Source organism: Hominiventricola aquisgranensis (genome assembly GCF_040096225.1).
Classification (GTDB): domain Bacteria; phylum Bacillota; class Clostridia; order Lachnospirales; family Lachnospiraceae; genus Hominiventricola; species Hominiventricola aquisgranensis.
Genome location: NZ_JBBMFC010000021.1, coordinates 1 through 23,879 on the forward strand (window position 1 = coordinate 1; position 23,879 = coordinate 23,879).

At 49.3% G+C, this 23,879-nt stretch carries 24 protein-coding genes and 1 riboswitch; of the genes, 19 read left to right on the forward strand and 5 right to left on the reverse strand.

The features are described from left to right. The first annotated feature begins 260 nt into the window (after nt 1-260). The 5 genes from WMO62_RS11470 to WMO62_RS11490 are packed head-to-tail and all read left to right on the forward strand — an operon-like array spanning nt 261 to nt 4,590. The gene (locus WMO62_RS11470; RefSeq protein WP_337402693.1) at nt 261-971 is read left to right on the forward strand and encodes a lantibiotic protection ABC transporter ATP-binding protein; all 711 of its coding nucleotides are present in this window, start codon (nt 261-263) and stop codon (nt 969-971) included. Nucleotides 972-1,021: 50 nt separating this feature from the next. Further along, complete coding sequence (locus tag WMO62_RS11475) at nt 1,022-1,753, forward strand: lantibiotic immunity ABC transporter MutE/EpiE family permease subunit (protein WP_349144730.1); 732 nt, start codon at nt 1,022-1,024, stop codon at nt 1,751-1,753. Nucleotides 1,754-1,755: 2 nt separating this feature from the next. Beyond that, nucleotides 1,756-2,499, forward strand: a complete 744-nt coding sequence (locus tag WMO62_RS11480) for a lantibiotic immunity ABC transporter MutG family permease subunit (RefSeq protein WP_262575042.1) — start codon at nt 1,756-1,758, stop codon at nt 2,497-2,499. A 40-nt stretch (nt 2,500-2,539) separates the two neighbouring features. After that, entirely contained in the window at nt 2,540-3,202 is a 663-nt protein-coding gene (locus WMO62_RS11485) for a response regulator transcription factor (RefSeq protein ID WP_262575041.1), read from the forward strand. Next, nucleotides 3,190-4,590 carry a sensor histidine kinase gene (locus WMO62_RS11490; protein ID WP_349144731.1) on the forward strand — a complete coding sequence of 467 codons (1,401 nt, stop codon included), beginning with the start codon at nt 3,190-3,192 and terminating at the stop codon, nt 4,588-4,590. The genes WMO62_RS11485 and WMO62_RS11490 overlap by 13 nt, the downstream gene beginning before the upstream one ends. 716 nt (nt 4,591-5,306) lie before the next feature. Here WMO62_RS11490 and WMO62_RS11495 read toward each other — a convergent pair. The 3 genes from WMO62_RS11495 to WMO62_RS11505 all read right to left on the reverse strand — a co-directional run bounded on the left by WMO62_RS11495 (nt 5,307) and on the right by WMO62_RS11505 (nt 8,086). After that, on the reverse strand, nt 5,307-5,978 hold the full coding sequence (locus tag WMO62_RS11495; protein ID WP_349144732.1) for a HesA/MoeB/ThiF family protein: 672 nt from the start codon (nt 5,976-5,978) through the stop codon (nt 5,307-5,309). A 3-nt stretch (nt 5,979-5,981) separates the two neighbouring features. Next, complete coding sequence (locus WMO62_RS11500) at nt 5,982-6,203, reverse strand: MoaD/ThiS family protein (protein ID WP_118586105.1); 222 nt, start codon at nt 6,201-6,203, stop codon at nt 5,982-5,984. Between the two features lie 65 nt (nt 6,204-6,268). Then, nucleotides 6,269-8,086, reverse strand: coding sequence for an aldehyde ferredoxin oxidoreductase family protein (locus WMO62_RS11505; RefSeq protein WP_349144733.1), 1,818 nt, complete (start codon nt 8,084-8,086; stop codon nt 6,269-6,271). Between the two features lie 274 nt (nt 8,087-8,360). Between WMO62_RS11505 and WMO62_RS11510 the strand changes: the two genes are divergently transcribed. Genes WMO62_RS11510 through WMO62_RS11545 form a run of 8 tightly spaced genes read left to right on the forward strand, consistent with a single transcriptional unit; the run spans nt 8,361 to nt 16,528 of the window. Next, nucleotides 8,361-9,296: a helix-turn-helix transcriptional regulator gene (locus WMO62_RS11510; RefSeq protein ID WP_349144734.1), complete on the forward strand. Its 936-nt coding sequence runs from the start codon at nt 8,361-8,363 to the stop codon at nt 9,294-9,296. Beyond that, nucleotides 9,256-10,518, forward strand: a complete 1,263-nt coding sequence (locus tag WMO62_RS11515; protein WP_349144735.1) for a molybdopterin molybdotransferase MoeA — start codon at nt 9,256-9,258, stop codon at nt 10,516-10,518. The genes WMO62_RS11510 and WMO62_RS11515 overlap by 41 nt, the downstream gene beginning before the upstream one ends. A gap of 4 nt (nt 10,519-10,522) precedes the next feature. Further along, entirely contained in the window at nt 10,523-12,433 is a 1,911-nt protein-coding gene (locus WMO62_RS11520) for a molybdopterin biosynthesis protein (protein WP_349144736.1), read from the forward strand. Beyond that, nucleotides 12,430-13,758, forward strand: a complete 1,329-nt coding sequence (locus WMO62_RS11525) for an NAD(P)/FAD-dependent oxidoreductase (RefSeq protein WP_349144737.1) — start codon at nt 12,430-12,432, stop codon at nt 13,756-13,758. Before WMO62_RS11520 ends, WMO62_RS11525 begins: the two co-directional genes overlap by 4 nt. Beyond that, complete coding sequence (locus tag WMO62_RS11530) at nt 13,745-14,599, forward strand: NAD(P)/FAD-dependent oxidoreductase (RefSeq protein ID WP_349144738.1); 855 nt, start codon at nt 13,745-13,747, stop codon at nt 14,597-14,599. The genes WMO62_RS11525 and WMO62_RS11530 overlap by 14 nt, the downstream gene beginning before the upstream one ends. After that, nucleotides 14,596-15,549, forward strand: a complete 954-nt coding sequence (moaA, locus tag WMO62_RS11535; protein WP_349144739.1) for a GTP 3',8-cyclase MoaA — start codon at nt 14,596-14,598, stop codon at nt 15,547-15,549. The genes WMO62_RS11530 and moaA overlap by 4 nt, the downstream gene beginning before the upstream one ends. Before the next feature lie 2 nt (nt 15,550-15,551). After that, nucleotides 15,552-16,055: a cyclic pyranopterin monophosphate synthase MoaC gene (gene moaC / locus WMO62_RS11540; protein WP_349144740.1), complete on the forward strand. Its 504-nt coding sequence runs from the start codon at nt 15,552-15,554 to the stop codon at nt 16,053-16,055. Continuing rightward, nucleotides 16,034-16,528: a MogA/MoaB family molybdenum cofactor biosynthesis protein gene (locus WMO62_RS11545; protein ID WP_158439157.1), complete on the forward strand. Its 495-nt coding sequence runs from the start codon at nt 16,034-16,036 to the stop codon at nt 16,526-16,528. Before moaC ends, WMO62_RS11545 begins: the two co-directional genes overlap by 22 nt. 90 nt (nt 16,529-16,618) lie before the next feature. Here the strand turns inward: WMO62_RS11545 and WMO62_RS11550 are convergent, their stop codons facing one another. Then, nucleotides 16,619-17,014 carry a molybdenum cofactor biosynthesis protein MoaE gene (locus tag WMO62_RS11550; RefSeq protein WP_349144741.1) on the reverse strand — a complete coding sequence of 132 codons (396 nt, stop codon included), beginning with the start codon at nt 17,012-17,014 and terminating at the stop codon, nt 16,619-16,621. Nucleotides 17,015-17,033: 19 nt separating this feature from the next. After that, nucleotides 17,034-17,285, reverse strand: coding sequence for a hypothetical protein (locus WMO62_RS11555; protein ID WP_349144742.1), 252 nt, complete (start codon nt 17,283-17,285; stop codon nt 17,034-17,036). A 312-nt stretch (nt 17,286-17,597) separates the two neighbouring features. Between WMO62_RS11555 and WMO62_RS11560 the strand changes: the two genes are divergently transcribed. The 6 genes from WMO62_RS11560 (at nt 17,598) to WMO62_RS11585 (ending at nt 23,867) form a co-directional block, all read left to right on the forward strand. Then, nucleotides 17,598-18,653: an ABC transporter substrate-binding protein gene (locus WMO62_RS11560; protein WP_349144743.1), complete on the forward strand. Its 1,056-nt coding sequence runs from the start codon at nt 17,598-17,600 to the stop codon at nt 18,651-18,653. Nucleotides 18,654-18,792: 139 nt separating this feature from the next. Continuing rightward, nucleotides 18,793-19,479: an ABC transporter permease gene (locus WMO62_RS11565; protein ID WP_349144744.1), complete on the forward strand. Its 687-nt coding sequence runs from the start codon at nt 18,793-18,795 to the stop codon at nt 19,477-19,479. Beyond that, nucleotides 19,476-20,123, forward strand: coding sequence for an ATP-binding cassette domain-containing protein (locus WMO62_RS11570; RefSeq protein WP_118771658.1), 648 nt, complete (start codon nt 19,476-19,478; stop codon nt 20,121-20,123). Before WMO62_RS11565 ends, WMO62_RS11570 begins: the two co-directional genes overlap by 4 nt. Before the next feature lie 85 nt (nt 20,124-20,208). Further along, on the forward strand, nt 20,209-20,421 hold the full coding sequence (locus tag WMO62_RS11575; protein WP_349144746.1) for a recombinase zinc ribbon domain-containing protein: 213 nt from the start codon (nt 20,209-20,211) through the stop codon (nt 20,419-20,421). A 250-nt stretch (nt 20,422-20,671) separates the two neighbouring features. Further along, a riboswitch (cyclic di-GMP riboswitch) is annotated at nt 20,672-20,747 on the forward strand. 89 nt (nt 20,748-20,836) lie between these two features. Beyond that, the gene (locus WMO62_RS11580; RefSeq protein WP_349144747.1) at nt 20,837-21,670 is read left to right on the forward strand and encodes a substrate-binding periplasmic protein; all 834 of its coding nucleotides are present in this window, start codon (nt 20,837-20,839) and stop codon (nt 21,668-21,670) included. Next, nucleotides 21,660-23,867: an ATP-binding response regulator gene (locus tag WMO62_RS11585; RefSeq protein WP_349144748.1), complete on the forward strand. Its 2,208-nt coding sequence runs from the start codon at nt 21,660-21,662 to the stop codon at nt 23,865-23,867. The genes WMO62_RS11580 and WMO62_RS11585 overlap by 11 nt, the downstream gene beginning before the upstream one ends. Nucleotides 23,868-23,879: the final 12 nt, after the last annotated feature.

Consider the following 23,879-nt stretch of genomic DNA (forward strand, 5'->3'; position numbering starts at 1 on the left):
TGACATCATTATATCAGAAAAGCGGTTCTAACAATAGCAAAACCCCGCAAAAGCGGGGCTTTGTCTACAGTCTGAGAGGCATTCTTTTATAGAGTGCCTCTAATTTTTTGCGACAAATTATTTATGGATATATGAAAGCTTTTCTAATAATCTTCATCAAATCTTTATTTTTTCTTTGTAATCTGTTTTCAGATTGAAAAATATCTATGGCAACAAAATAAAAAACAAATTTATATATAGGTAAAGGAAAGGGAAAAATAATGGAAATGATGCTTAAAACTAACGAACTTTGTAAGACATTTAAAGATCAGAAGGCGGTAAATAAAGTATCGCTGAATATACCAAAGGGTTGTGTATATGGCCTCCTTGGACCAAACGGAGCAGGAAAGTCGACAACACTAAAGATGATAACCGGAATCATGAAGCCTACAGATGGTGAGATAATCTATGACGGAAAGCCATGGAGCAGAGCAATTCTTGAAGAGATTGGAGCACTCATCGAAAATCCTCCAATCTATGAAAATCTTACAGCAAGAGAGAATCTTGAAGTAAGAGCTATTCTTCTTGGGGTGGCAAAGAGCCGAATCGATGAAGTTTTAAAAACAGTTTCACTTACAAATACAGGAAAAAAGAAGGCTGGTCAGTTTTCGCTGGGAATGAAGCAAAGACTTGGAATCGCACTTGCACTTCTTGCAAATCCCAAGCTCCTTATTCTGGATGAGCCTACAAACGGACTTGACCCAATCGGAATTGAAGAGCTTAGAGAACTTATAAAAACCTTCCCTGAGCAGGGAATTACCGTGATTTTGTCAAGCCATATTCTCTCAGAGGTTCAGATGTGTGCTGATTATATCGGAATAATCTCAGACGGAGTACTTGGATATGAAGGTAAGCTTCTTCCGGGACAGAATCTTGAAGAGCTCTTTATGGATGTTGTTAAGAAAAATCGTAAGCTTCAGAATATCGAATAAAGAACGTAAATTACTAACTATCTGACAGATTAGATGAAAGGACTAAAGCAATGACTAATATAATAAGAGCGGAATTTTTAAAATCAAAGAGAACTATGAGTAGTAAACTCATAGTTGTATTTCCAATAATTACATTTGTAATGGCATTTGTGCTTACGTTAGGAATGACCAATGCCTACGCAGAGAGCGCATGGAACTGGTGGTATGTACTTCTTCTTCCTGGTATGATTGCTATCGTAAGCTACCTTTCTGTAATTAGAGAAAAGAAAAACGGATACTACAACATCAAGACTCTTCCAATGGAAAAAAGAAAACTGATGTTTGGGAAAATTGCTTATCTTGGAATCCTTGTTCTTGTATCAAATGTAGTACTTTTTGCAGGAGCTACCGTGGGGGGAGCTATTTTAACAACAAGTATTCCTGTAATTGGAGCAGCTATAACGGTTGTCGTTCTAACTATCACAGAGCTTTGGCAGATACCACTGTTCTTATTCTTAGGTGAAAAATTTGGAATGGTAGTAGAACTTATGGTTTGTCTGTTTATAAATGTGCTTGGAATTATCGTAGCACCTTCAGAAAAATGGTTTATACTGGTCTCTGCGATATCCATGAGAGTTGTTACGCCGCTTTTGCATGTACTTCCAAATGGATTGAGAGCGCAGGCAGGGGAACCACTTCTTAGTTCCTTCGTAATTCTTCCTGGAATTCTCATTGCACTCGCCCATTTTATGCTTTTAACTTATCTATACCTTAACTGGTTTGAAAAAAGAGAGGTGAAATAATAATGTTTACCAGATGTCTTCGCGCAGATTTTTATAAGATGAAAAGAAGTTCCGTAATAATTGCTCATATTATAATCCCGATTGTGGTAAGTGCAGTGTTTCTTGCTTATTATGCGATTTCCGGATGGAATGAAACAGATAAGATAACTGCTTTTTATGAGACTCTTGGATCTGCATTTCCTGTATTGATTGGAATATTCATTGCTAGTACAATGGAGCAGGAGCAAAATGCCGGGGCATTCCAAAATCTTCTTACTTTAAGAAGTAGGACAGCAGCGCTCTTTTCTAAGGTAGTGACATTACTTGTGTTTGGTCTCTTTGCCTTGTTGTTTACGGCGGTTATATTCGGATTTGGCTTTAACATGATACATGGACATAGTATCGCTTCAATGGGGCTTTTTGTTAGAGCAGTCCTTGTGATGTGGCTTTCCGCAATCCCACTTTATCTGATATTTGAGATTTTTGCATTTGTTTTTGGAAAAGCTTTTGCAATAGGTGCAGGTTTGATTTCGGGACTTATCAGTGCACTTTTCCTTACTGATATTGGAATGTATGTCTGGAAGATTGTACCACTTTCATGGACAGCCAGAATTCCTGAAACATTCCTTGCATACGAGCTTGCGGATAGGGGAGCACTTTCTGAAATAAAGTCGCATGCACCGATTTACCTGGTAGTTGTTGCTGTATGCTTTGCAGGATATTTTGCTTTTGCTACAAACTATGAGGGTAGTAAAATATCTGAATAATCAGCTTCAAATATAATGAAATAGAGGATGAAAAAAGAATATGGCAAACATACTTGCGGTTGACGACGAAAAAGCCATTTTAAACATGATTGAGAGTATTCTTGTTAAAGACTCTCACACCGTTACAAAAATTGATGAACCTACGAAAATTGAGATGGATAAGCTCTCACACTTCGACCTAATATTACTGGACGTGATGATGCCTGGAATTGACGGTTTTGAGCTTTGCTCGAAGATAAGAAATGTGGTTGATTGTCCGATTTTATTTATCACTGCAAAGACGGATGAGGGAAGTCTTGTAAATGGACTTGCCCTTGGTGCAGATGATTATATCTGTAAGCCCTTCGGAGTAATGGAGCTTCGTGCAAGGATTGGAGCACACCTTCGAAGAGAAAAACGTGAGCATGTGGCAAGACTTGCTCTTGGCAGAATATGCTTTATGCTTGAAGCACGAAAGATGATGATTGATGAAAAGGAAATAAGTCTTACAAAGGCAGAGTATGACATATGCGAGTTTTTGGCAAAGAACCGCGGACAGATTTTTTCAAAGGAACAGATATTGGAAAAGGTGTTAGGTTACGACAGTGAGAGTAGCGATAGCACAATCATTACACATATCAAAAATATTAGAACAAAGCTTTCAAGCTTCGAGTATATGCCAATTAAGACAGTTTGGGGGATTGGATATAAATGGGAAGAGTAAAGAGTAAGAATAAAAAAAACAAGAGAGGTACGCTGGGTCTTGGAAGTATGTTTGAGGCCTATATTTTTTTAATGGGATTTGCACTCGTTATATGGGTTATCATTTCTTATTTTGCTTTTAACGTGCTTATCAATATTGGTGCTATATACCCGGCTAACTACGCGGAATATAGAATAAATGAAGTCTTTGAACAGATTGAAACAGCAAACGAAGTGACAGAGGATATAATTCCTGATATATGTCATTATGTTGTTTTTTCAGAGGATGGGGAAGTAATCTCTGGCAATCTTGGCGAAAAGGATGTGGAAACAGCACGGAAGGTATTAGCAAATAAGAATTATAGCGATGGCAAATATTATAAAGTTATTCCCAGGACGGATGAATATGTTGTCTTGCAGTATAGACTTAAGCCTCAGTATAAATCTTTGTGGATGAATGAACATATGCCAAACCCGGAAATACTTTTGATGTTGTTCGTTCTTTTCTGCTGTATCGGAATTATGCAGATTTTTGCAAAGAGATTCGGATATAGAATCAGAAAGAAGATGGCTCCCATGAGGGGGGCTTTAGTGCAGATTGGCGACAGAAATTTGGATTTTGAAATCAATTATTCAGGTGTTCGTGAGATTGATGAATGTTTGGTGGCGCTTGATGATATGCGATATGCGCTTAAGACTTCACTTCAGAAGCAGTGGGAGACCGAGCAGGAAAAGAACAGGCAGATGTCAGCGCTTGCCCATGACATCAAGACGCCTCTTACGGTGGTACGTGGCAATTCCGAGCTTTTATTAGAGACAGAGCTTACGGATGAACAGAAGAATTATGCGGACTATATTTCAGGAAGCGTACTTCAGATTCAGAATTATGTGCAGACTCTCATAGAAGTTACGAAGTCTCAGGAGGGGATTTCGCAGGCACCTGTTAACGTGAATGTCTATGATGTTCTGGCTGATATCAAAAAGCAGACCTTGGGACTATCGGAAGTTTATCAGCATCAGATTAACTGGAAGGAAGAATTGGAAAGTGAAAATAGCGACTCTGTTATAAGCGTCGTGTACGATCATGTTGTCAGGGCTGTCATGAATGTTGTGAGAAATGCTGCTGAGCACACGCCCAAGGGCAGTGTGATAAATATTACAGTTACTTACAGCGACGGAGAACTTGCCTTTACCGTTGAGGATTCCGGAAGTGGCTTTACGCCTGAAGGGCTTGCCCATGGCACAGAGCAATTTTTCATGGATGATTCTAGCAGAACCGGCGGCTCTCATTATGGCATAGGATTGTTCTTTGCGAAAAAAGTAGCTGAGGAGCACGGAGGAAAGATTGTTCTTGCTAATTCCAATGAGACTAGTGGAGCCAAGGTTGAGATAAGCTTTACTAGTCAATAGTGTTGATAGCATTACTTTTTCTTCTTGCCACGTCCATTTCCCTTAACTGGTTTGCAGAGGTCTGAGTAGCGTTGCAAAATGTCTGTAAAGGTCTTGAACTCGTATGGATCCATTTTGGTAAAATTGATTTTGAAAAGTTTGCTGTACATAGGGAGTATCCTAAAGTTTGTGTAAACCTCCAAACGAAAGCAAAGCACGATAGAATGTACGCGGTATGCTTCTGTGCGTAGGATTTTGCGGAACAGTACATTTTCACGCTAAGCAGCAAAATGCGAAAGAGCTATCTGCAAACAGCACATTGCTTCACCCGCTGAAAATCGCTGTAATCAGAAAAAGCCCAGCACCACTTTGATATGTACCCTTCTTACTGTTGTCCAGTAAAGAGGGTACATATCAAAGTGGTGCTGGGCTTCTTTATTGTCATGTTTCGGTGCTTTTTTTGAGGATAAAACCGCCTGTGTGCTGTTTGCTTTTCTTTGCTATAATGATACGCTGCCCTCTGCTCATCACGGCAACTGTACGTTTTCGGGATAGAAAATGGACACTTTTCTTTGTATAGGGAGAAAACCGGAGAGGAAAAAAGGGTGAGGTGGGTTTCATAACACTCTGTCGTTCTATTTTCCAATCAGTACGTTACAGAGATATCTGTATGCAGAAGTGTTAGATGAACGCTGCAACCAACCATAGAATCCTGGAAGCAGTGTTCTGTCTGGCGCTTATGTCATGGGGATGACCTCGAATTCCTGATTCAGTAAGTCAAAAAAATACAGTGTTCCGGTTCTGACGGGGCGGTCGGTGAGAAACTTTACGCACAGGGAAACCTGCATAGAGGCGCACAGGGCGGGAGTGAAGCTCAGAACGCTCTTATTTTTGAGTGCAGCCCCGTCGGGGTACAGTAAGTCTATCAAATGATCGCCGGGGCAGGAGATTGCGGCCTGGGCGACCCAGCCGTTGACGGCACCGTAGATCAGGGGAATTCCAGCACGTTCACAGGCATTCGCGAGGATTTGCCGTGACTGGATATTGTCCAGACCGTCCAGAACCGCATCACAGTCTGTAAGAAGGGCGGCTGCGTTTTCTTCCGTAAGAAATTCCCCCACGGCATGAACCGCAACATTGGGATTCACACGCCGGACTCTTTCCGCGGCGGTCTGTGCTTTCCCAACGCCCAGCAAGGAAACTTCGGACAACAGCTGACGGTTCAGATTGGAGGGCTCAAATGCATCACCGTCCACTACCCGCAGAGAGCCTATGCCAATGCGGGCAAGCATATCGATGAGATGCCCGCCCAGACCGCCGCAGCCAACCACCAGAACACGTTTGCGCTGAAGCAGCTCGCATTCCGCTTCGCTCAGGGCGGGGACATTGCGCGCATATCTGGGATCCATCGTTCAGCCACCTCCCACCGGGGGAAACAGAGCCACGATGTCCCCGTCCTTCACTTCCGATTCCGGCTTGTGATGAAAACCGTTAATGAGCAGAATAGACACTTCTTCTTGGGGAATGTTCATCCGGTCAAGGATATCTCCGGCACAGGCGATACCCTCCGGCGATAGCAGCGTGACTTTATCCCTGCCTTGGCGCAAGGTTGCAAAAACGCGAACTTCAATCATGAAAATTCTCCTTTGCAAAAGAAATCGGGGAGGGGACTTGCCCCCTCCCCATTAATTATATTGTATCATTTGCCAACACACTCGTCCAGCCCCAGTTTCTTCAGGGTTTCATCGGTGGGGAATGCGTTGACCCAGCCACGAGCTTCGTAGTATTCGGGCAGAGTCAGAGGCAGCTTGGAGGTCATACCGGTGGATGGGCCGTTTACAACGGGCTCTTCCAGCAGCCGCTTGGGCAGACGATCGTCCTCAGGCTTCATACCGGCAGCCTTGTTGAACATTCTCTCGATGTTGTAGATACGGTCACCAATCTCCAGAACCTGTTCGATGGTCCAGTTGGTGCCGGTGGCGGCGTTCAACAGGTCGGTGTACTCCTTGGCGCCCATGGCGAAGGAGGTAAACAGACAGTGACCCATGGAGTCGATGACAGCTGTCAGATCCTGGAAGGTCTTGGCCCAAGCTGCCTTTTCGTTGGTAACGGTACGATCCAGCTGCTGGGGCAGACCCAGAACTTCGGGAGAGATCATGTAGCCACGGACATGGCAGCCGCCACGGTTAGAGGTGGCGTAGGTAATGCCGATGCCCTGAATGGCACGGGCGTCGTAAGCAGGCATTTCCTGCTTCTTAACGCTCATGGAGTATTCGGGATGGCCATAGTGCTCACACAGGCGGGCGGAGCCGGAGCTCATCAGCCAGTCAAGCTCGGTTTCAGGATTGCCCATACGCTTGGTCCACTCCACCAATGCCCTGGTGGAACCCCATTCCAGAGGTACACCGGCGCACTCTTCCTCCTTGATGTAGCCTCTCTGGTACAGCTCCATGGCAGCGGCGATGGTGCAGGGGACGGAAATAGCATCCAGACCATACTCATTGCAGAGCATATTGCACTCATCGATGACGTTCAGATCATTGTTGCCGCAGTTGCCGCCATAAGCCCACAGGGGCTCGTATTCAGGACCGCCGACGACCTTGCCATTGACATTGACCACGCGGCCGCAGGCGATGGGGCAGCGATGGCAGGCACTGGGCTTGACCAGGTATTTCTCAGCCAGAGTTTCGCCGGAGATATCGTCACCCTTGTCGTAATAGCTTTCCTGCCAGTTCTTGGTGGGGAAAGCACCGATGTTGTTGACAATGTTCACGAGAACAGCGGTACCCAGTTGCCGCAGGCCGGAACCGGTAACGGGGTTGGCCTTCAGAACATCCATAGCGTTTTTGGCTGCCACCTTCAGGGCATCCAGGTCTGCAATGTTGTCCAGTTTTTTGCGGGTTGCCTTGACCACGATGGCTTTCAGCTTCTTGCTGCCCATGACAGCACCGACACCGGAACGACCGGCGGCACGGTCCTTATCGTTCATAATGGCAGCAAGCAGCACCTTCTTCTCACCGGCGGGGCCGATGTTCAGAACGGAAACGTCAGCACCGTGCTTTGCCTTGAGCTGCTCGTCAATGGCTTCGCTCATGACACCTACATATTCCCGGGCATCCAGCAGCTCAATCTTATCGTCGTCAATGTTGATGTAGGTCCAGTCGGGAGCTTCACCTTCCACAATGATGGCATCCCAACCGGCGTACTTCAGCTTGGCACCCCAGATACCGCCGGAGTTGGAGCAGGCAATCATGCCGGTAAGGGGTGACTTTGTGCAGACCATGTAGCGGCCTGTGGAAGGGGCGGCAGCGCCGGTCATAGGACCGGTGATGTAGATCAGCTTGTTTTCCGGGGACAGGGGATCGACAGTGGCAATGCCCTCGTCATAGAGCATCTTGGTGCCAAGACCACGGCCGCCAATGAACTTGTGGGCAAGTTCCAGATCCAGAGGTTCCACTTTAATCTTGCCGGTGGTCAGATTGATGCGGGCAATTTTTTCGTAGTATGCGTCAGCCATATGCAATACCTCCATAAAAATTTGAAATTGAGCTTACAATTTGTATATGTTTATTATAGTGGAAATAACAGGGGTATCAAGAGCGGATGTGCATTTTTGTGTGAAATCGCATGAAACTGTATCATTTTATGCGAAAATATTTTAGTACTTCGAAGAGATGACGTACAAAATGGCGTGGAATCGCACAAAATACTTGAAATATTGCACCAAGCAATTGTGCAATTTGGAAAGATGAAGTATAATCAATAGAAAACGATTGCAAGGAGGCGGCAGTATGGCGCAGAATCAGTCCCTGTCTACCCAGGAGGTTGCAGACATTCTCCATGTCAGCAAGTCCACCATTTATGACCTGATTCGCAAGGGAGAAATCCATTCCTATAAAATCGGGCGAAAGGTTCGTTTTACGCAGGAGGATGTGGATGCCTATATTGCCCGCTCCCGGCATGAGCATTCCACTGCCTCGGTGCAGCGCATCGATACCCACTCCACGTTGCTGACACCTGCTGAGAAAAAGGCACCGGAGATGATCATCTCCGGGCAGGATGTTGTGCTGGACATTTTGGCAAATTATCTTCATCAGGAGGATATCAACGCCGGTCGTACATATCTGTCTAGCTTTGAAGGTCTGCTGGCACTGTATCAGGGAAAGGTGGACGCTGCGGCCTGCCATCTGTATGATGGAAAAGAGTGTAATGCCTCCTTTGTGCGAAGCCTGATGCCCGGGGTGTCCGCAGTGCTGGTGAACCTGTCCTACCGCACCCAGGGCTTTTATGTTCGCAAAAGCAATCCCAAGCACATAACTGGGTGGGAGGATCTGCGCCGGGCTGACATCTCCATCCTCAACCGCCGGGTTGGTTCCTCATCCAGGATCCTGCTGGATACCCAGCTAAAAAAACTGGGAATCCCCTCCGGACAGCTAAAGGGCTACGACAAGATTATGAGTTCTCACCTTACGATGGCATCTGCCATTGCCGCAGGGGATGCGGATCTTGCCATTGGCACGGAGCGGATAACGCATCAGCTGGAGGGGCTTGACTTCATCCCACTGCTGGAGGAACGGTTCGATCTTGTTTTGCAGAAGGAATCGCTGGAAAATCCGGCTGTAGTCAAAATGCTTGCAATCCTGTCCTCACCTGTGTTCCGCAGGGAGGTGACCCACTTCTCCGGCAATGACTACCGGGACCTGGGTAAGATCATTATGGAGGTCTAGTATGCTGTATGTAAAAACACCGGAAGAAGTTCTTGCGCTGATAGAATCGGAGTTTTCCCCGCTTGAACAGGCAGAATTTGTAACTCTGTCTGAGGCTGTGGGCAGAGTTCTGGCGGAGGATATTGTGGCGCGGGAATATGTGCCGGATTTTGACCGCTCCACAGTGGATGGCTTTGCGGTTCGCGCCAGTGACACCTTTGGCTGCAGCGATGCCATCCCGGCGATCCTGCCCCTGCAGGCCACGGTGCTGATGGGCGAAGGCGCCGACTATCTGCTGAATGAGGGGGAATGTGTAGCCGTTCCCACCGGCGGCGCAGTGCCCAGGGGTACTGACGGTGTGGTGATGGTGGAATACACGGAGGACTACGGCGACGGCACCATCGGTGTTGCCAAACCTGCGGCGCCGGGCATGAATCTGATTTTCCGGGGGGATGATGTGTATCCCGGAAAGGTGATTCTGCACAAAGGCCGCTCCCTGTCTTCTGCCGACATTGGTGCGCTGGCTGCCATTGGCCGGGTGCAGGTGCCGGTGGTGAAAAAAGTGACCGTGGGCGTCATTTCTACCGGTGACGAGCTGGTTCCTCCGGAGGCGCAGCCCGGCCCCGGACAGGTGCGGGACGTGAACAGTCCCATGCTGGAGGCAATGCTCTCCACATTTGGGTGCCATGTTGTCAACTATGGGATTGTGGTGGATGATGAGGCACTGCTTTCTCAAAAGGTCAATCAGGCCATTGCGGAATGTGATGCCGTGCTGCTGTCCGGAGGCAGCAGTGTCGGAGTGAAGGATGCCGCCTGCCGCATCATTGAATCCGCGGGCCAGCTTCTGCTTCACGGCATTGCCATTAAGCCCGGAAAACCAACCATTCTGGGAAAAGCCGGGAAAAAGCCCATTGTGGGTCTGCCCGGGCATCCGGTGGCTGCCTACTTTATCACAAAACTTTTTGTACAGCCCCTGCTGGGACGGCTGATGGATCGGGACATGACTGCCTATACCGTTACTGCCAGGGTTACAGAGAGCATCAGTGCCAACCATGGCAGAGCCCAGTATCACTGCTGCCGGCTGACAGGAACAGGCGGCGAGCTTTATGCCCAACCCATTCGGGGAAAATCCGGCCTTATCACCACTCTGGCAGGGACCGACGGCTATTTCTGCATCAGTCGGGATTGTGAAGGCTTACCCCAGGGAGCGGAAATTCAGGTAACGATTACTTCAGGAGTGTAATTTTATGGGATTTGAATATTTGACCAATGTGCCGCTTGCGCAGGCACGGAAGGAATATCTGGAGCGGCTGGTAAGCGGCGGTTTTGGGTCAAAGACAGAAACCATTCCTGTCTTTGAAAGCTGCGGTAGGGTGACGGCAAAGGCAGTCTATGCCCACATCTGCGCCCCGCACTATGCCGCCAGTGCCATGGATGGTGTGGCGGTTTCCGCAAAAGAAACCTTCGGCGCGACGGAAACGACCCCTGTTACTCTAAAGCCGGACCAGTTTCTTGTGCTGGACACCGGCGACCCGATTCCGGAGGACAAAGATGCAGTCATCATGGTGGAGGACATTGTGAAGAATGGAGATGGTTCCATCACCATTCACGCAGCCGCAGCCCCGTGGCAGCATATCCGCCAGATCGGCGAGGATGTATGCGCCGGGGAAATGATTTTGCCCAGCCATATGACCGTTTCCCCGGCTGCCATTGGTGCGATGATTGCCGGCGGTGTGCTGGAAATTGAAGTGATTCGCAAACCTGTGGTGGGCATCATCCCCACAGGGGACGAGATTATCCCGCCCTGTACAGACCCGAAGCCCGGGGATATTCTGGAATTCAATGGCTCCATTTTTTCCGCAATGGTGCGTTCCTGGGGCGCAGAGGCGGTGGTCTATCCCATTGTTCCGGATAAATTTGACCAGATCAAAGAAATGGTTGCCAAAGCGGCAGACGAGTGTGATATGGTAATTCTCAATGCCGGTTCTTCTGCCGGACGGGAGGATTTCTCGGCTCGGGTCATCCGGGAACTGGGTGAGGTGCTGTACCATGGCATCGCCATCAAGCCCGGCAAGCCTGCCATTCTGGGCTGCCGGGGAGAGAAGGTCATTCTTGGAGTGCCCGGTTATCCGGTGTCCGGCATCATCGTCATTGAGCAGCTGCTGAAGCCCCTGATTGACCACTGGCTGAAAGCACCGGCAGCCACTGACACATATGTGAACGCAACCCTTACCCGACCTGTTGTCAGCGGTCTGAAATATCAGGAGTTTGTCCGTGTTCGCATGGGCTGCGTAGGCGGCAGGCTGATGGCCAGCCCCCTGAGCCGGGGCAGCGGCGTGGTTTCTTCTTTTATGAAGGCCGATGGCATTCTGGAAGTCCCCCAGGGACTGGAGGGCTACGAGGCGGGAGAGGAAGTGAGTGTACGCCTGCTGAGCCCCTTAGAAAAGCTGCACAATACGCTGGTGGTTATTATCGGCAGCCATGATCCGCTGCTAGACGAGCTGGCAGATATGCTCCATTTGGAGGACTCTGCCTTGTACATCAGCTCCTCTCATGTGGGTTCCATGGGCGGTATAATGGCAATCCGCCGTGGTGAGGCGCACATGGCTGGCTGCCACCTGCTGGATACGGCTGACGGCAGCTATAACAAGGCATTTATTCGCAAGTATTTCCCCAAAGGCGGTGTGAAGCTGGTTTCCTGTGTCGGTCGTCAGCAGGGATTGATGGTGGCAAAGGGAAATCCCCACCAGATCCGGAAATTCGCGGATATTGCAAAGGATGGTGTGCGTTATGTAAATCGCCAGAAGGGATCCGGCACCCGGATCCTTGCGGACTATTTGTGTATGCGGGAGAATGTGGATACTGCTTCTGTCTACGGCTACGATCGGGAAGAACTGACCCACACTTCTGTTGCTGCCCAGATCGCCAGCGGCAGTGCTGATGTCGGTATGGGCATCTACTCCGCGGCAGAGCTCTATGATCTGGACTTTATCCCCATCTGTATTGAGGAGTATGACCTCATTGTCCCTGACCATGCTTGGGATACCCCTATGGTTCAGGCGCTTTTGCACATCCTGAAGAGCGATGCGTTCCGGGGAAAAATCCTGTCCCTCGGCGGCTATACCGTGGATAACCCCGGACAGATTATCCCCCTATGAAAAGCGTAGATGTTGCGGTTATTGGGGGAGGGATTCTGGGCTGCTTTGCGGCCCGGAATCTGATGCGCTGGAATTTGTCTGTCGTGCTGATTGAAAAGGAATTGGATATCTGCACAGGCATTACCCGGGCAAACTCTGCCATCGTCTATGCGGGATATGACAACAAAACCGGTTCCCGGAAGGCGGAATTGACGGTTCGTGGAAATGCCTCTTTTGATGATTTGTGCCGTGAACTGGAAGTTCCCTTTTCCCGCTGCGGCTCCTTGCTGGTGACCTATGACAAGGAGAGCCTGGCCAAGCTCCGGAGAAAATGGGAGCAGGGTATCCGCAATGGCGTGCCGGGTCTGGAGCTTCTGACCGGGGGAGAGGCAGAGGCAATGGAGCCTATGCTGGCACCGGGTGTGGCAGGCGCGCTCTATGCCCCGACCACCGGAACGGTGAACCCCTGGCAATTGGGCATTGCCGCCTTTGAAAACGCTGCTGCCAATGGGATGGAACCCATGCTGGGAACCACTGTGGTGGGAATCCGGAAAACCAAGTTTGGCTATCTGGTGGAAACAGATCGCAGCGAACTGCGCTGCAGGGCTGTCATCAACTGTGCAGGACTTTCCGCGGATCGGATACAGGAGCTGTGCTTTCCCTCCGACACGCATCTTCTGATAGATGGAGCAGAATACCTGGTCCTGGACAAACAGGCGCGGAAGCCGAAGCGGGTCATCTTTCAGCAGGCACAGTCCTGCGGAAAAGGCATCACCGCTATCCCGTGTGTGGAAGGAAATCTGCTGCTCAGCGGGGTACGCAAGCCCGTTGGAGAACCCTTTGCCACAACAAAAGAGGGAATATCGGAGTTGAAGACAAGTGCGGTATCGCTGTTTCCGAATCTGAATATGCAGCAGGTAATCCGCTCATTCGCCGCCGCACGGCCAAATCCTCAGCGGAATGACGGTGAGAGCATTCACGATTTCTCCATTGCGTACCCGGCTCCTGGATTTTTCAGTCTGATCGGAATCAAAACCCCGGGGCTGACCTGTGCCAACGAACTGGGCAGGTACCTTGCGGAGAAAACGGCGGCGTTTCTGGATGCACACCCGAATCCACGCTTCACGCCCCACAGGCAGGCCATTGCCAAAACAAATGACCCCGAAATCATTTGCCTGTGCGAAGGCATCAGCCGCGGAGAGATTCTGGAAGCAATCCGAAGGGGAGCTTCCACGGTGGATGGGGTCAAGCGGAGAGTGGGAAGCGGTATGGGTGTCTGCCAGGGCAGCCGATGCAGCTTTGCCATCGAGCAGATACTCCGGGAGGTCAGGCATGGGGCACTTTGATATCCTGATTATCGGCGGTGGTGCAGCGGGAATTGCTGCAGCCAGAGCCGCAGCGGATGCCGGATGCAAAAGCATTGCGCTGGTGGAGAGAAAACAAAAGCTGGGCGGCATTCTCCTGCAATGCAGCCATCCCGGTTTTGGCGCCGGGCTTACCGGAGGGGAATACGCCGCTGCGCTTGTGCAGGATTTCCCGGAAACGGTTACTCTGTTTTTTGGGACAACGGTGCTTTTGGTAGAACCCAATAAAACGGCGCATCTGTCCGGTGACCGGCAGATCTCGTTTTCTCAGCTGATTCTGGCAACGGGCAGCCGGGAGATTCCACTGGGGGCGCTGCCGATTGCGGGAACCCGTCCAAAGGGTGTTTATACAGCCGGTCAGATGCAGGAGATGATGAACCTCCATGGCTTTGTTCCCCAAGGTCCGGTGGTCATTTTGGGCAGTGGTGACATTGGCCTTATCATGGCATCCCAGATTGCGGCAATGGGGATTTCTGTTACTCTGGTGGAGCAGAAGGAAAACTGCGGCGGCTTGACGAGAAACCGGCGCTGCCTGAAAGATAATTCCATCCGCCTTATTTGCAGCCAGACCATTGACGCCGTTGAGGGCTCTCCCGCACTCACAGGCTGCTGCCTGTCCGGCGGAGAGAAGATAGCCTGCAGAACGTTTCTGATTGCCGCGGGACTTGTCCCGGAGCGTGGGCTGCTGGCGGAATTGGGAATGCCATCCTGGCTTCAGATGTGCGGCAACTGCAACACGGTGTACCCCATGGCAGAGGGCGTGACAGCCGACGGAAGAAAAGCGGGCATTGCCGCATTTCAAAAGATACGAGGTAAACTATGATTGATACATTTGGACGCAGCATCACCTATTTGCGCGTTTCTGTGACGGATTTGTGCAATCTTCGCTGCCGGTACTGTATGCCGGAGGATGGTGTCTGCAAGAAAGAGCATGCCGACATGCTCACGGAAGATGAGCTTATTCAGGCCGTGGAAGCAGCCGCGGCTCTGGGCATTACCAAGTTGCGCATTACAGGTGGAGAACCACTTGTTAAAAAGAATATCGTGTCTATCTGCCGCAGAGCATCCAGAGTTCCTGGAATTCGGGAGGTCTGCCTGACAACAAATGGCATCCTGCTCCCGGAGTTGGCAAGGCCCCTCAAGGAGGCGGGGGTCAGCCGGTTAAACCTGAGCCTGGATACCCTGGATCCTCAGAAGTATGCCCACATTACCCGCAACGGCAGTCTGGATGACTTCTGGAAGGGGTTTCATGCGGCCTTGGATGCTGACTTTCAGAAGATCAAACTCAATGCCGTGCTCATTGGCGGATTTAACGATGATGAGATCCTTCCGCTGGCAGAGCTTACCCGGAAGTATCCTGTGGATGTGCGTTTTATTGAAATGATGCCCATGTGCGACAGCTCCGGCTTTGGCCCGGAAGCGTATATTCCATTTACAAGGGTTTTGGAGGCTCTGCCGGAAGCGGTACCGGCTGCCAAAGATGGCGGTATTGCCAAACTCTTCCACCTGCCTTGCGCACTGGGCAATATTGGCCTTATTAGCCCGGTGAGCGCCCATTTTTGCGGGGAGTGCAACCGCATCCGACTGACTGCAGACGGAAAAGTGAAGCCCTGTCTGCATTCCAATGCGGAGTATCCCCTGAAAGGGCTGGATTTCGATGGCATGAAAGCACAGCTGGAAGCAGCGATTTTGGGAAAACCCCAATGGCATGGGAATCTGGATGCTGCGCACAAATCGGGCGCCGGTCGGAATATGAATCAAATCGGAGGTTGAGTATGGCAGACTTTACACATTTTAATGACCAGGGACGGGCCAAAATGGTAGATGTGGGGGGAAAGCCCATTTCTCAGCGCGTGGCCGTTGCGGCAGGCCGGGTGTTGGTGAATGAACACACATTCGCGCTCATTCAAAGCGGCGGCATGAAAAAAGGAGATGTGCTGACCGTTGCCCAGATTGCGGGGGTCATGGGTGCCAAGCGCACACCGGATATCATTCCCATGTGTCACCCCATTTTGATGGATGGCATCAACCTGGAGCTTTCTCTGGATGAGCACAGATCCAGCGTAGAAATCAAGGCCACCGTTTCCTGTGACGGAAGAACCGGCGTGGAAATGGAGGCACTTACCGCTGTCAGCACCGCCGCTCTGACAGTGTACGATATGTGCAAAGCGGTGCAAAAGGATATGGCGATCACGGACATCCGCCTGCTTTCCAAAACCGGCGGAATCCACGGCGATTACAAACGGGAGGACGAATCATGGCGTATACAGCAGCAGTGATTACCATCAGCGATAAGGGATATCGGGGCGAGCGGGAGGACACCAGCGGCCCCAACCTGGTGAAGATTCTGACGGAGAAGGGGTTCGACGTGACCTATACTGCCATCGTTCCCGATGAGGCGGAGATGATCCAATCGGAGCTTTTGAAGTGTGCAGATGAAAAGAAGATTGCCCTGGTGCTCACCACCGGCGGCACCGGCTTCTCACCCCGGGATATTACCCCGGAAGCCGCTATGGAGGTAATCCAGCGTCCGACTCCCGGTATCCCGGAGGCTATGCGGGCAGAATCCATGAAGATCACACCCAAAGGCTGCCTGAGCCGCAGTGTTGCGGGCATTCGGGCACGCACCCTGATCATTACCCTGCCAGGCAGCCAAAAGGCATCGGCAGAGAATATTCTGGCGGTCATCGACCCGGTGGCCCATGGCCTGGATATGCTCTACAGCGAGGGCAGTGCGGACTGTGCAAAATGAAAGAAAATCCCATTTCCGAGCAGGAAATGGGATTTTTTATACATCGAAACGGTTACATGAAATTCCGCACATTTTTCCGGATTTCTCGTATCAGTAAAGCTCTGTTTCCGTGACACACTCGTTTTTGATGCGACCCACCAGATATTGCAGAGCATCCACCACATGAGGGCGGATATCGCCGCCGATGAGCACATACATGATGTCGTCACCAACGCTCAGTTCCCCTTCGTTCAGCCAGACCTTGATGTAGAAAATACCGTCCAACTTATAGGTTTCTGCGATGATGGCATCCACAGCTTCCTGATTGTAGGAAAACTGCATCCCCACAACGGGCCTGGTATCGGCGGCACCCTGGCGTACTTTTGCCTTGGCACTTTCCCGGACAATGCCGTTATGGGTCAGATACATGCCAATCTTAGGGGCGCTTTCGTGGGCCTTGGCCTCTTTCAGCCAAGAATCCATGGAAGGACTTGTTTTCTTGCTCATATTATAAAACCTCCAATTCTTATCCGCCTGCGGATAGAAATCGTAATTGAAACTGCCTGTAAATCAGAAGCGCGGAATCATCTGAACCTTCAAAGATGACTCTGGTCTGAGGCAGTGCCAAACCGGCGATCCTGTGTGGTGGAAGGACGGTCACGGTAATCCGGCAATCACGGAACCGGTAACCATCCGCAGTGGCATGAACCTCCCTATGATGAAGGAAAAAGGTTTCTATACGCTCTGGTTCCAAAGCCCACACTTCTTCTTTGAACATGCGATCCCCTCCTGTTTGATCTTATCATACTATGGAGAATAGTGAAAGAACTGTTTTGAATCATTTCATATAATTTCGTATCATTTCGCATAGTCTCTGAAAAGGGCGGCTTGTATTATTTGTTCAAATATGATATAGTATCAGAAATTGATTGGTCAGTTTTCGTGAAATTGACTGATTTCCAAAGTTTGCAAAGCGGTGGACGAGCCTCTTTCCAGACGCCATGATCGGGTGCAGCTTTCGGCTGTGCTTTTGGTGTTGCGGAAACTGGCTGGTCTTCTTTATATTTCTTTATATTTAGGAGGTAAGACAATGAAAAAGATTCTGTCCATGCTGCTGGTTTTTGCCATGATGTTTGGTCTTCTTGCCTGCGGCGCAAGCAAGCCTGCTGAGACGCAGGCTTCCACTGAGGCTCCCACTGAGGCTCCCGCCACAACGGCTGTCCCGACGGAAGCCGCCGCTGAGGTTCCCACCCAGGCCGGTCTTGTGGTGGATACCTGCATTCTGAAGGAAGCCGACGACAAGATGCTCAACACCTACACCGTTATCGCCGTAAATCCCGAGGCGCCTTTTGTGGATGCTGACGGCAACTCTGTCACTGACGTTGCGGTGAATACCGCCGGTGCGGATGCCCTCATCCAGTGGTTCCTGACCCAAGAAACGTTGGACCTGGCCGCAAACTATGGCTTTAAAGAGTACGGTGAGTCTCTGTTCTACGTCAAGGACGGTGCCCCTGTTTATACAGGTGAGATTGCGCCCACTACCGAAGAGACAAAGGTCATCCGCCTTTCCACTACCACTTCTGTGAAAGACTCTGGTTTGCTGGGCTATCTGCTGCCCATCTTCGAGAGCACCTATGGCTACACTGTGGAAGTCCAGTCTGCCGGTACCGGCAAGGCAATCTCTGCCGCCAAGTTCGGCAATGCCGACCTGATTCTGGTCCATGCCAAGAGCCAGGAAGAAGCCTTTGTTGAAGAGGGCTTCGCCCGCACTGTAGATGGCTTCGAAGCAGAGCGCATTTCCTTCCTGTATAACTATTTCGTCCTGTGCGGACCTTCTGCGGATCCTGCCGGTGTTAAGGAGGCTGCTTCCGTTCTGGATGCGTTTGCAGCCATTGCGGAGGGCGAGTATCCCTTCATCTCCCGTGGCGACGGTTCCGGCACCCACACCAAGGAGCTGTCCCTGTGGCCTGAGACTCTGGGTATCACGAAGGAGGCAGAGTCCTTCGCTCCCTACACGAAGTGGTACACCTCTGCAAACACCGGTATGGGCGCATGTCTGGTGATGGCAGAGCAGATGCATGCTTACATCCTGACCGATAAGGCAACCTTCCTGACTTTCGTTGCCAACGATGGCATCATAAACTGAGGAAACTCTGGGTTCATTTTCTGCGGCTGACGCTATATGTACAGTTTCCAAAAACTTGCTTTTTTGAAAAAATCTGCGTAAACTGTATCCCGTGGGGAATTTCCCCACGGGATTTTACAAAAAGAAAGGAGGCTGCACCGTGGAAACGGCCCTTCAAAAGGCGATTTCTCTTATCCTGTCTTCCGATGCAGAACTTCTGAACATTTTGAAAGTCACAGCGCAAATGAGCCTCAAAAGCTCTTTGCTTGCACTGTTGCTGGGTGTTCCGCTGGGAATCTGTCTGGGCAATAGCAAATTCCCCGGGAGAGGGCTTCTGATTATCCTCAACCGAACGCTTATGGGGATGCCCCCTGTGGTATGCGGCCTACTGTTTTACATCCTTTTCTCCGGGGTCGGCCCTCTGCGACACATGAAGCTGCTGTTCACGGTTAAAATCATGATTCTTGCCCAGGTGGCGCTGATCACCCCCATTGTTGTGGGGGCTATGGAGACTTATGTGGCGGGAGTGTCTCCGGCGATTCGGGAAACAGCCAGGGGCTTGGGGCTGGGAAGACGAAGGACGTTTTTGTTGCTGTGCAATGAGTGCCAGTACTGTATCATCTCTTCCTATCTGCTGGCGTTTTCCAGATCTATTGCAGAGGTCGGGGCAGTGTCCATGGTGGGCGGTGCCATTGCCTGGAAAACGAATGTGATGACCACAGCCATTATGCAGTACACCAATCAGGGAAATTTCTCTCTGGGCATTGCCCTGGGCATGATTCTGCTGGCGGTTTCCCTGCTGGTGAATGTTGTGATATCTCTGTTGCAAAGGAGGCTCAGTCAATGATAATTCCAGCCTTTTCCAAAACCTATGGGCAGAAAAAAGTGCTGGATTTTCCGGGAATGGAATTGCAGCCTGGAAACATATATGCGATTCTCGGAGCAAACGGAAGCGGAAAATCCACATTTTCAAAGATTCTGGCAGATGTCCTTCCGGCAGACCGGAAAATCCGCTTGGAACCAAGCATTGGCTATCTTCCCCAGAAGCCCTATGCCTTTCGTATGTCTGTCAGAAAAAACATCCTGCTGGGCGGCAGGGATATCCAGAAAGCGGAGTCCCTCGCGAAAGCACTGTCTCTGACAGAACTGGAACATAAACGGGCGGATCGTCTCTCCGGCGGTGAGACGGCACGCATGGCGATGGCAAGATTGATGATGGGAACATACGATGTGGTGATTCTCGATGAACCAACGGCTGCCATGGATATGGAAACCACCGCTGCCGCGGAAACTTTGATTCAGTCCTATGTGCGCCAGACCAATTGTATTTTGATTTTGGTCACCCACTCCCTGCAGCAGGCAAGGCGAATCGCTGATGAAGCGATGTTTTTTCAAAAAGGGGAAGTACTGGAGTATGGTCCTGCAGAAAGTCTGCTGTATTCCCCCACACGTGTGGAATTGAAGAGATTCCTGGAGTTCTACGGAAACTGATGACACTCCGAAAACAGCTGTCTTCGTTGCGAAAGTACCCGGCAAAGATAACAAGTATCGACTTGTGAAGCAGGACGAGTATATTTTGAGTGAGGTTATTTCCCATGAGGCATTTGTTTCCAAAGAGGATTTTGACAAGGTGCAGGAGATCAAAGCCATTCGTGGGAAAAAGGGTAATCACAGCATTGGTCAGTATAACGCGCATCTGTTGTCCGGTATCGTAAAATGTCCGCAATGCGGCGCACCTATGTACATCGGTATGACCAAGTGGACAAATCAGAGCGGCGCGACCTTGTGAAATACCTGATTTCCGAGGTTGAGTTGTTCCCGTGTGAGGAGCAAAAGACGCAGAAACGCTTTGTAAAGGCGATTGCGTACAAGTTTCCTATTGAGCAAAAGGTGCTCACGCAATTTGATGAATGCGGGGCATCTGTCGAGACGGTGTGCCTGCTATCAAAAGCTGTCGACTGATACAAAACATGTTTACTAAATGATGAAAAATTATTGAACAACCAGGAAAACGGCGTTAGAATTTATGAAATTTTAAAATAAATATTCAGCAAAACAATCGAAAGGTTGCGACGCAAAGCTATAGAGCCTGTAAAATGGCGGCTGGTTGCACACTTAAAGGTAATGGGAGCGCTATAGATTTATCGACTATGGTGCTCCTTTTGGTTTTTTCTGTCTATGGCTTTTCGCCGGAAATCACAAACATGAAGAGAAGAACAAATAAAATCAAAAAGATGATGACAGCCGGGCTTGTGTGCACGACTATGATACTGACTGTGGGGTGCGCAGAACAGACAGTTGTAAAGGAACAGAAAGCGGAATCCCTGCCGGTCATTGTTGTGGGAAGTGATAATTATCCACCGTTTAACTATTTGAATGCGGATGGGGATCCCACGGGAATTGATGTGGAACTGGCAAAGGAAGCATTTTACAGAATGGGATATGAGGCGGAATTCAAGCTGATCAACTGGGAGGATAAAAAGGAATTGTTGGAGTCCGGGGAGATCGACTGCATCTGGGGCAGCTTTTCCATGGACGGGCGCGAAGAGGAATATCAGTGGGCAGGACCATATATGACGAGCTATCAGGTGATCGCAGTGAGGACGGACAGTGATATTTATTCTCTGCAGGATCTGGAAGGAAAGACAGTGGCTGTGCAGTCAACCACAAAACCGGAAGAACTATTTCGGAAACATGAAGATACCAGGATCCCGCAGCTTGGAAAGGTGTTGTCTTTACGGAATCGGGATCTGATCTACACATTTTTAAGCAAAGGATATGCAGATGCAGTGGCGGCACATGATACGGCGGTAAAGCAGTTTATGAAGGACTATGATATGGAGTATCGGATCCTGGAGGAACCGCTTCTGGTGGTGGGACTTGGTGTGGCATTTGATAAAAAGGATGACCGTGGACTGGCGCAGAAGCTGACAGAGACTTTCGAAGAAATGCGTGAGGATGGCACGATGAAGGAAATTGTCGGAACATATATGGAAGATACAGACTGTTATCTGGAGGTACGAACGGATGAAACTTAAAAAATCATCTGGATATTTATCATACAGGATCTGGGCGTTGGAAATTGTATCAGGAATCATACTTCTTTGTCTGGCATTCTGGATCAGCATTCATGCAGATATTTCCAATGCTGCGCAACGCCTTTCCAGCACGGTAAATTATGTGAAGGAACAGTGTAATAATGATCAGAAAATGGAGCTGGCATCAGAGACCAAGAGCCTGATGCGAATCATGGAAAGTGCAGAGTATATTAATCGGAATCTCGCCAGTGATATGGAAAAGAGTGGGTTTGAGGAACCGGATCAGACACTGCTGGAAAATTATGCAAAAGAAAGTTATGTAACAGGCATTCTGCTGCTGAGCCCACAGGGAGCAGTGGAGCAGGAGTATCATACGGATGAACGGAATGTCTGGGATCTATACGAAAATATTGATGCGGAAGCACTTCTGGATGTATGGAATTTCCCAGAGAAGACGTATGCATCCAGAGTTGACTGCGAGGATGGTTCCCACATTGACCTGGCAGCAGTAGGAAGAACGGACAGGTCAGGAATCCTTGTTGCCTTTTACCATACAACCAAGGAGTACTGCCGTATTTTTGTCAATTCTATGGAGCAACTTCTGACTGGATACTCTGTGAAACACGATGGAACGATAGTGATCAGCAATGGTGAAGAGATCGTGGCGTCCAATGACAGCAGACTTGTGGGGGTCAACATGGATGACAACGAGATTCTGCGGACCATCAGAAGACATGCAGAAGGATCGAAGCTTGTTCATGTCAGAGATGGCGGTGACACCGGGGGCAGAAGCTTTGGACTGATGGAACAGAGCCGGAATTATTATATTTATGCCTACATGCCTGAGCGTGGAGTATTCAACAAGACGCCTCAGAATATGCTGTTTGTAGCTTTGACATATCTGCTTGTTCTGATCATTATCAACATGGTAAGATGGCAGACAGAGAAGAAATATCAGAAGCAGAAACTTCAGATCCAGCAGGAATATGCGCAGAGATTGAAAAATAAGAATCTTCAGCTGGAAGAATCTGTCAAAAGAGAGACAAAAGCCAATTCAGCCAAGACAGATTTTCTGGCCAGAATGACTCATGATATCCGTACACCGCTGAATGGAATCATTGGTCTGTTGAAAATGGAAGAGATTCATCCGGACGATCTGGAACTGCTCCATGCAAACAGAGAGAAAATGCTGGTGTCTGCGGATCATCTGCTGTCGTTGATCAATGATATGCTGCAGATGAGTAAGCTGGAAAATAACGAAATAGTTCTGGCGCAAGATGCCATGGATCTGAAGGCCTTGTTGATGGATGTGGTTACGATTGTAGAACAACGGGCAGCGGATGCAGGAATTACACTGGAATATGACAAAGCATCAGACAAGATCCTGTATCCTTATGTATACGGAAGTCCGCTTCATGTGAGACAGATTTTCCTGAATATCTACGGAAATTGTATTAAATATAATCGGATAGGTGGAAAAGTCATTACACATCTGGATTATCTTGGAACAGCAGATGGAATGGTGCATTACAGATGGGTGATTTCTGATACGGGAATTGGAATGAGTGAGAATTTTCTGGAGCATATTTATGAACCATTTGTCCAGGAACATTCTGATGCAAGAAGTGTCTACCATGGAACAGGTCTGGGGATGGCAATTGTGAAGAGACTGATAGATGAGATGAATGGAAGCATTCGAGTGACCAGCCAGGAAGGAAAAGGATCTACATTCGTGGTTGTTCTTCCGTTCAAGATCGCAGAAAAAGAAAAGGTTGTGCAGCCAGAAGCTGCTACGGGAGAAGCCTCGATCAGAGGTCTCCATCTTCTCCTTGCGGAAGATAATGAACTGAATGCAGAGATTGTGGCAAGGCTGTTAAATGATGAAGGAGCAACGGTTCAGGTGGTTCGTGACGGGCAGCAGGCTATAGATGCATTTGCATCCCGTCCCCAGGGAACTTATGATGCAATCCTGATGGATATTATGATGCCGAAGATAGATGGATATACGGCCACAAGAGTTATTCGTTCTACAAACCGGCAGGATGCAAAGGCCATTCCAATCATTGCCATGACAGCCCATGTTTTTGATGAGGACGTGAAGCAGTGTCTGGAGGCAGGTATGAATGCACACCTGCCAAAGCCACTGCAGATGGAGAAGGTTGTCTCCACCATTGCAAGATTGTGTAAGAGAAAATAGTAGATGAAAGTA

Coding starts and splice junctions, on each gene's coding strand:
- WMO62_RS11470 (WP_337402693.1), top strand. CDS start 261: ATGGAAATGATGCTTAAAACTAACGAACTTTGTAAGACATTTAAAGAT.
- WMO62_RS11475 (WP_349144730.1), top strand. CDS start 1,022: ATGACTAATATAATAAGAGCGGAATTTTTAAAATCAAAGAGAACTATG.
- WMO62_RS11480 (WP_262575042.1), top strand. CDS start 1,756: ATGTTTACCAGATGTCTTCGCGCAGATTTTTATAAGATGAAAAGAAGT.
- WMO62_RS11485 (WP_262575041.1), top strand. CDS start 2,540: ATGGCAAACATACTTGCGGTTGACGACGAAAAAGCCATTTTAAACATG.
- WMO62_RS11490 (WP_349144731.1), top strand. CDS start 3,190: ATGGGAAGAGTAAAGAGTAAGAATAAAAAAAACAAGAGAGGTACGCTG.
- WMO62_RS11495 (WP_349144732.1), bottom strand. CDS start 5,978: ATGGATCCCAGATATGCGCGCAATGTCCCCGCCCTGAGCGAAGCGGAA.
- WMO62_RS11500 (WP_118586105.1), bottom strand. CDS start 6,203: ATGATTGAAGTTCGCGTTTTTGCAACCTTGCGCCAAGGCAGGGATAAA.
- WMO62_RS11505 (WP_349144733.1), bottom strand. CDS start 8,086: ATGGCTGACGCATACTACGAAAAAATTGCCCGCATCAATCTGACCACC.
- WMO62_RS11510 (WP_349144734.1), top strand. CDS start 8,361: ATGGCGCAGAATCAGTCCCTGTCTACCCAGGAGGTTGCAGACATTCTC.
- WMO62_RS11515 (WP_349144735.1), top strand. CDS start 9,256: ATGACTACCGGGACCTGGGTAAGATCATTATGGAGGTCTAGTATGCTG.
- WMO62_RS11520 (WP_349144736.1), top strand. CDS start 10,523: ATGGGATTTGAATATTTGACCAATGTGCCGCTTGCGCAGGCACGGAAG.
- WMO62_RS11525 (WP_349144737.1), top strand. CDS start 12,430: ATGAAAAGCGTAGATGTTGCGGTTATTGGGGGAGGGATTCTGGGCTGC.
- WMO62_RS11530 (WP_349144738.1), top strand. CDS start 13,745: ATGGGGCACTTTGATATCCTGATTATCGGCGGTGGTGCAGCGGGAATT.
- moaA (WP_349144739.1), top strand. CDS start 14,596: ATGATTGATACATTTGGACGCAGCATCACCTATTTGCGCGTTTCTGTG.
- moaC (WP_349144740.1), top strand. CDS start 15,552: ATGGCAGACTTTACACATTTTAATGACCAGGGACGGGCCAAAATGGTA.
- WMO62_RS11545 (WP_158439157.1), top strand. CDS start 16,034: ATGGCGTATACAGCAGCAGTGATTACCATCAGCGATAAGGGATATCGG.
- WMO62_RS11550 (WP_349144741.1), bottom strand. CDS start 17,014: ATGAGCAAGAAAACAAGTCCTTCCATGGATTCTTGGCTGAAAGAGGCC.
- WMO62_RS11555 (WP_349144742.1), bottom strand. CDS start 17,285: ATGTTCAAAGAAGAAGTGTGGGCTTTGGAACCAGAGCGTATAGAAACC.
- WMO62_RS11560 (WP_349144743.1), top strand. CDS start 17,598: ATGAAAAAGATTCTGTCCATGCTGCTGGTTTTTGCCATGATGTTTGGT.
- WMO62_RS11570 (WP_118771658.1), top strand. CDS start 19,476: ATGATAATTCCAGCCTTTTCCAAAACCTATGGGCAGAAAAAAGTGCTG.
- WMO62_RS11580 (WP_349144747.1), top strand. CDS start 20,837: ATGAAGAGAAGAACAAATAAAATCAAAAAGATGATGACAGCCGGGCTT.
- WMO62_RS11585 (WP_349144748.1), top strand. CDS start 21,660: ATGAAACTTAAAAAATCATCTGGATATTTATCATACAGGATCTGGGCG.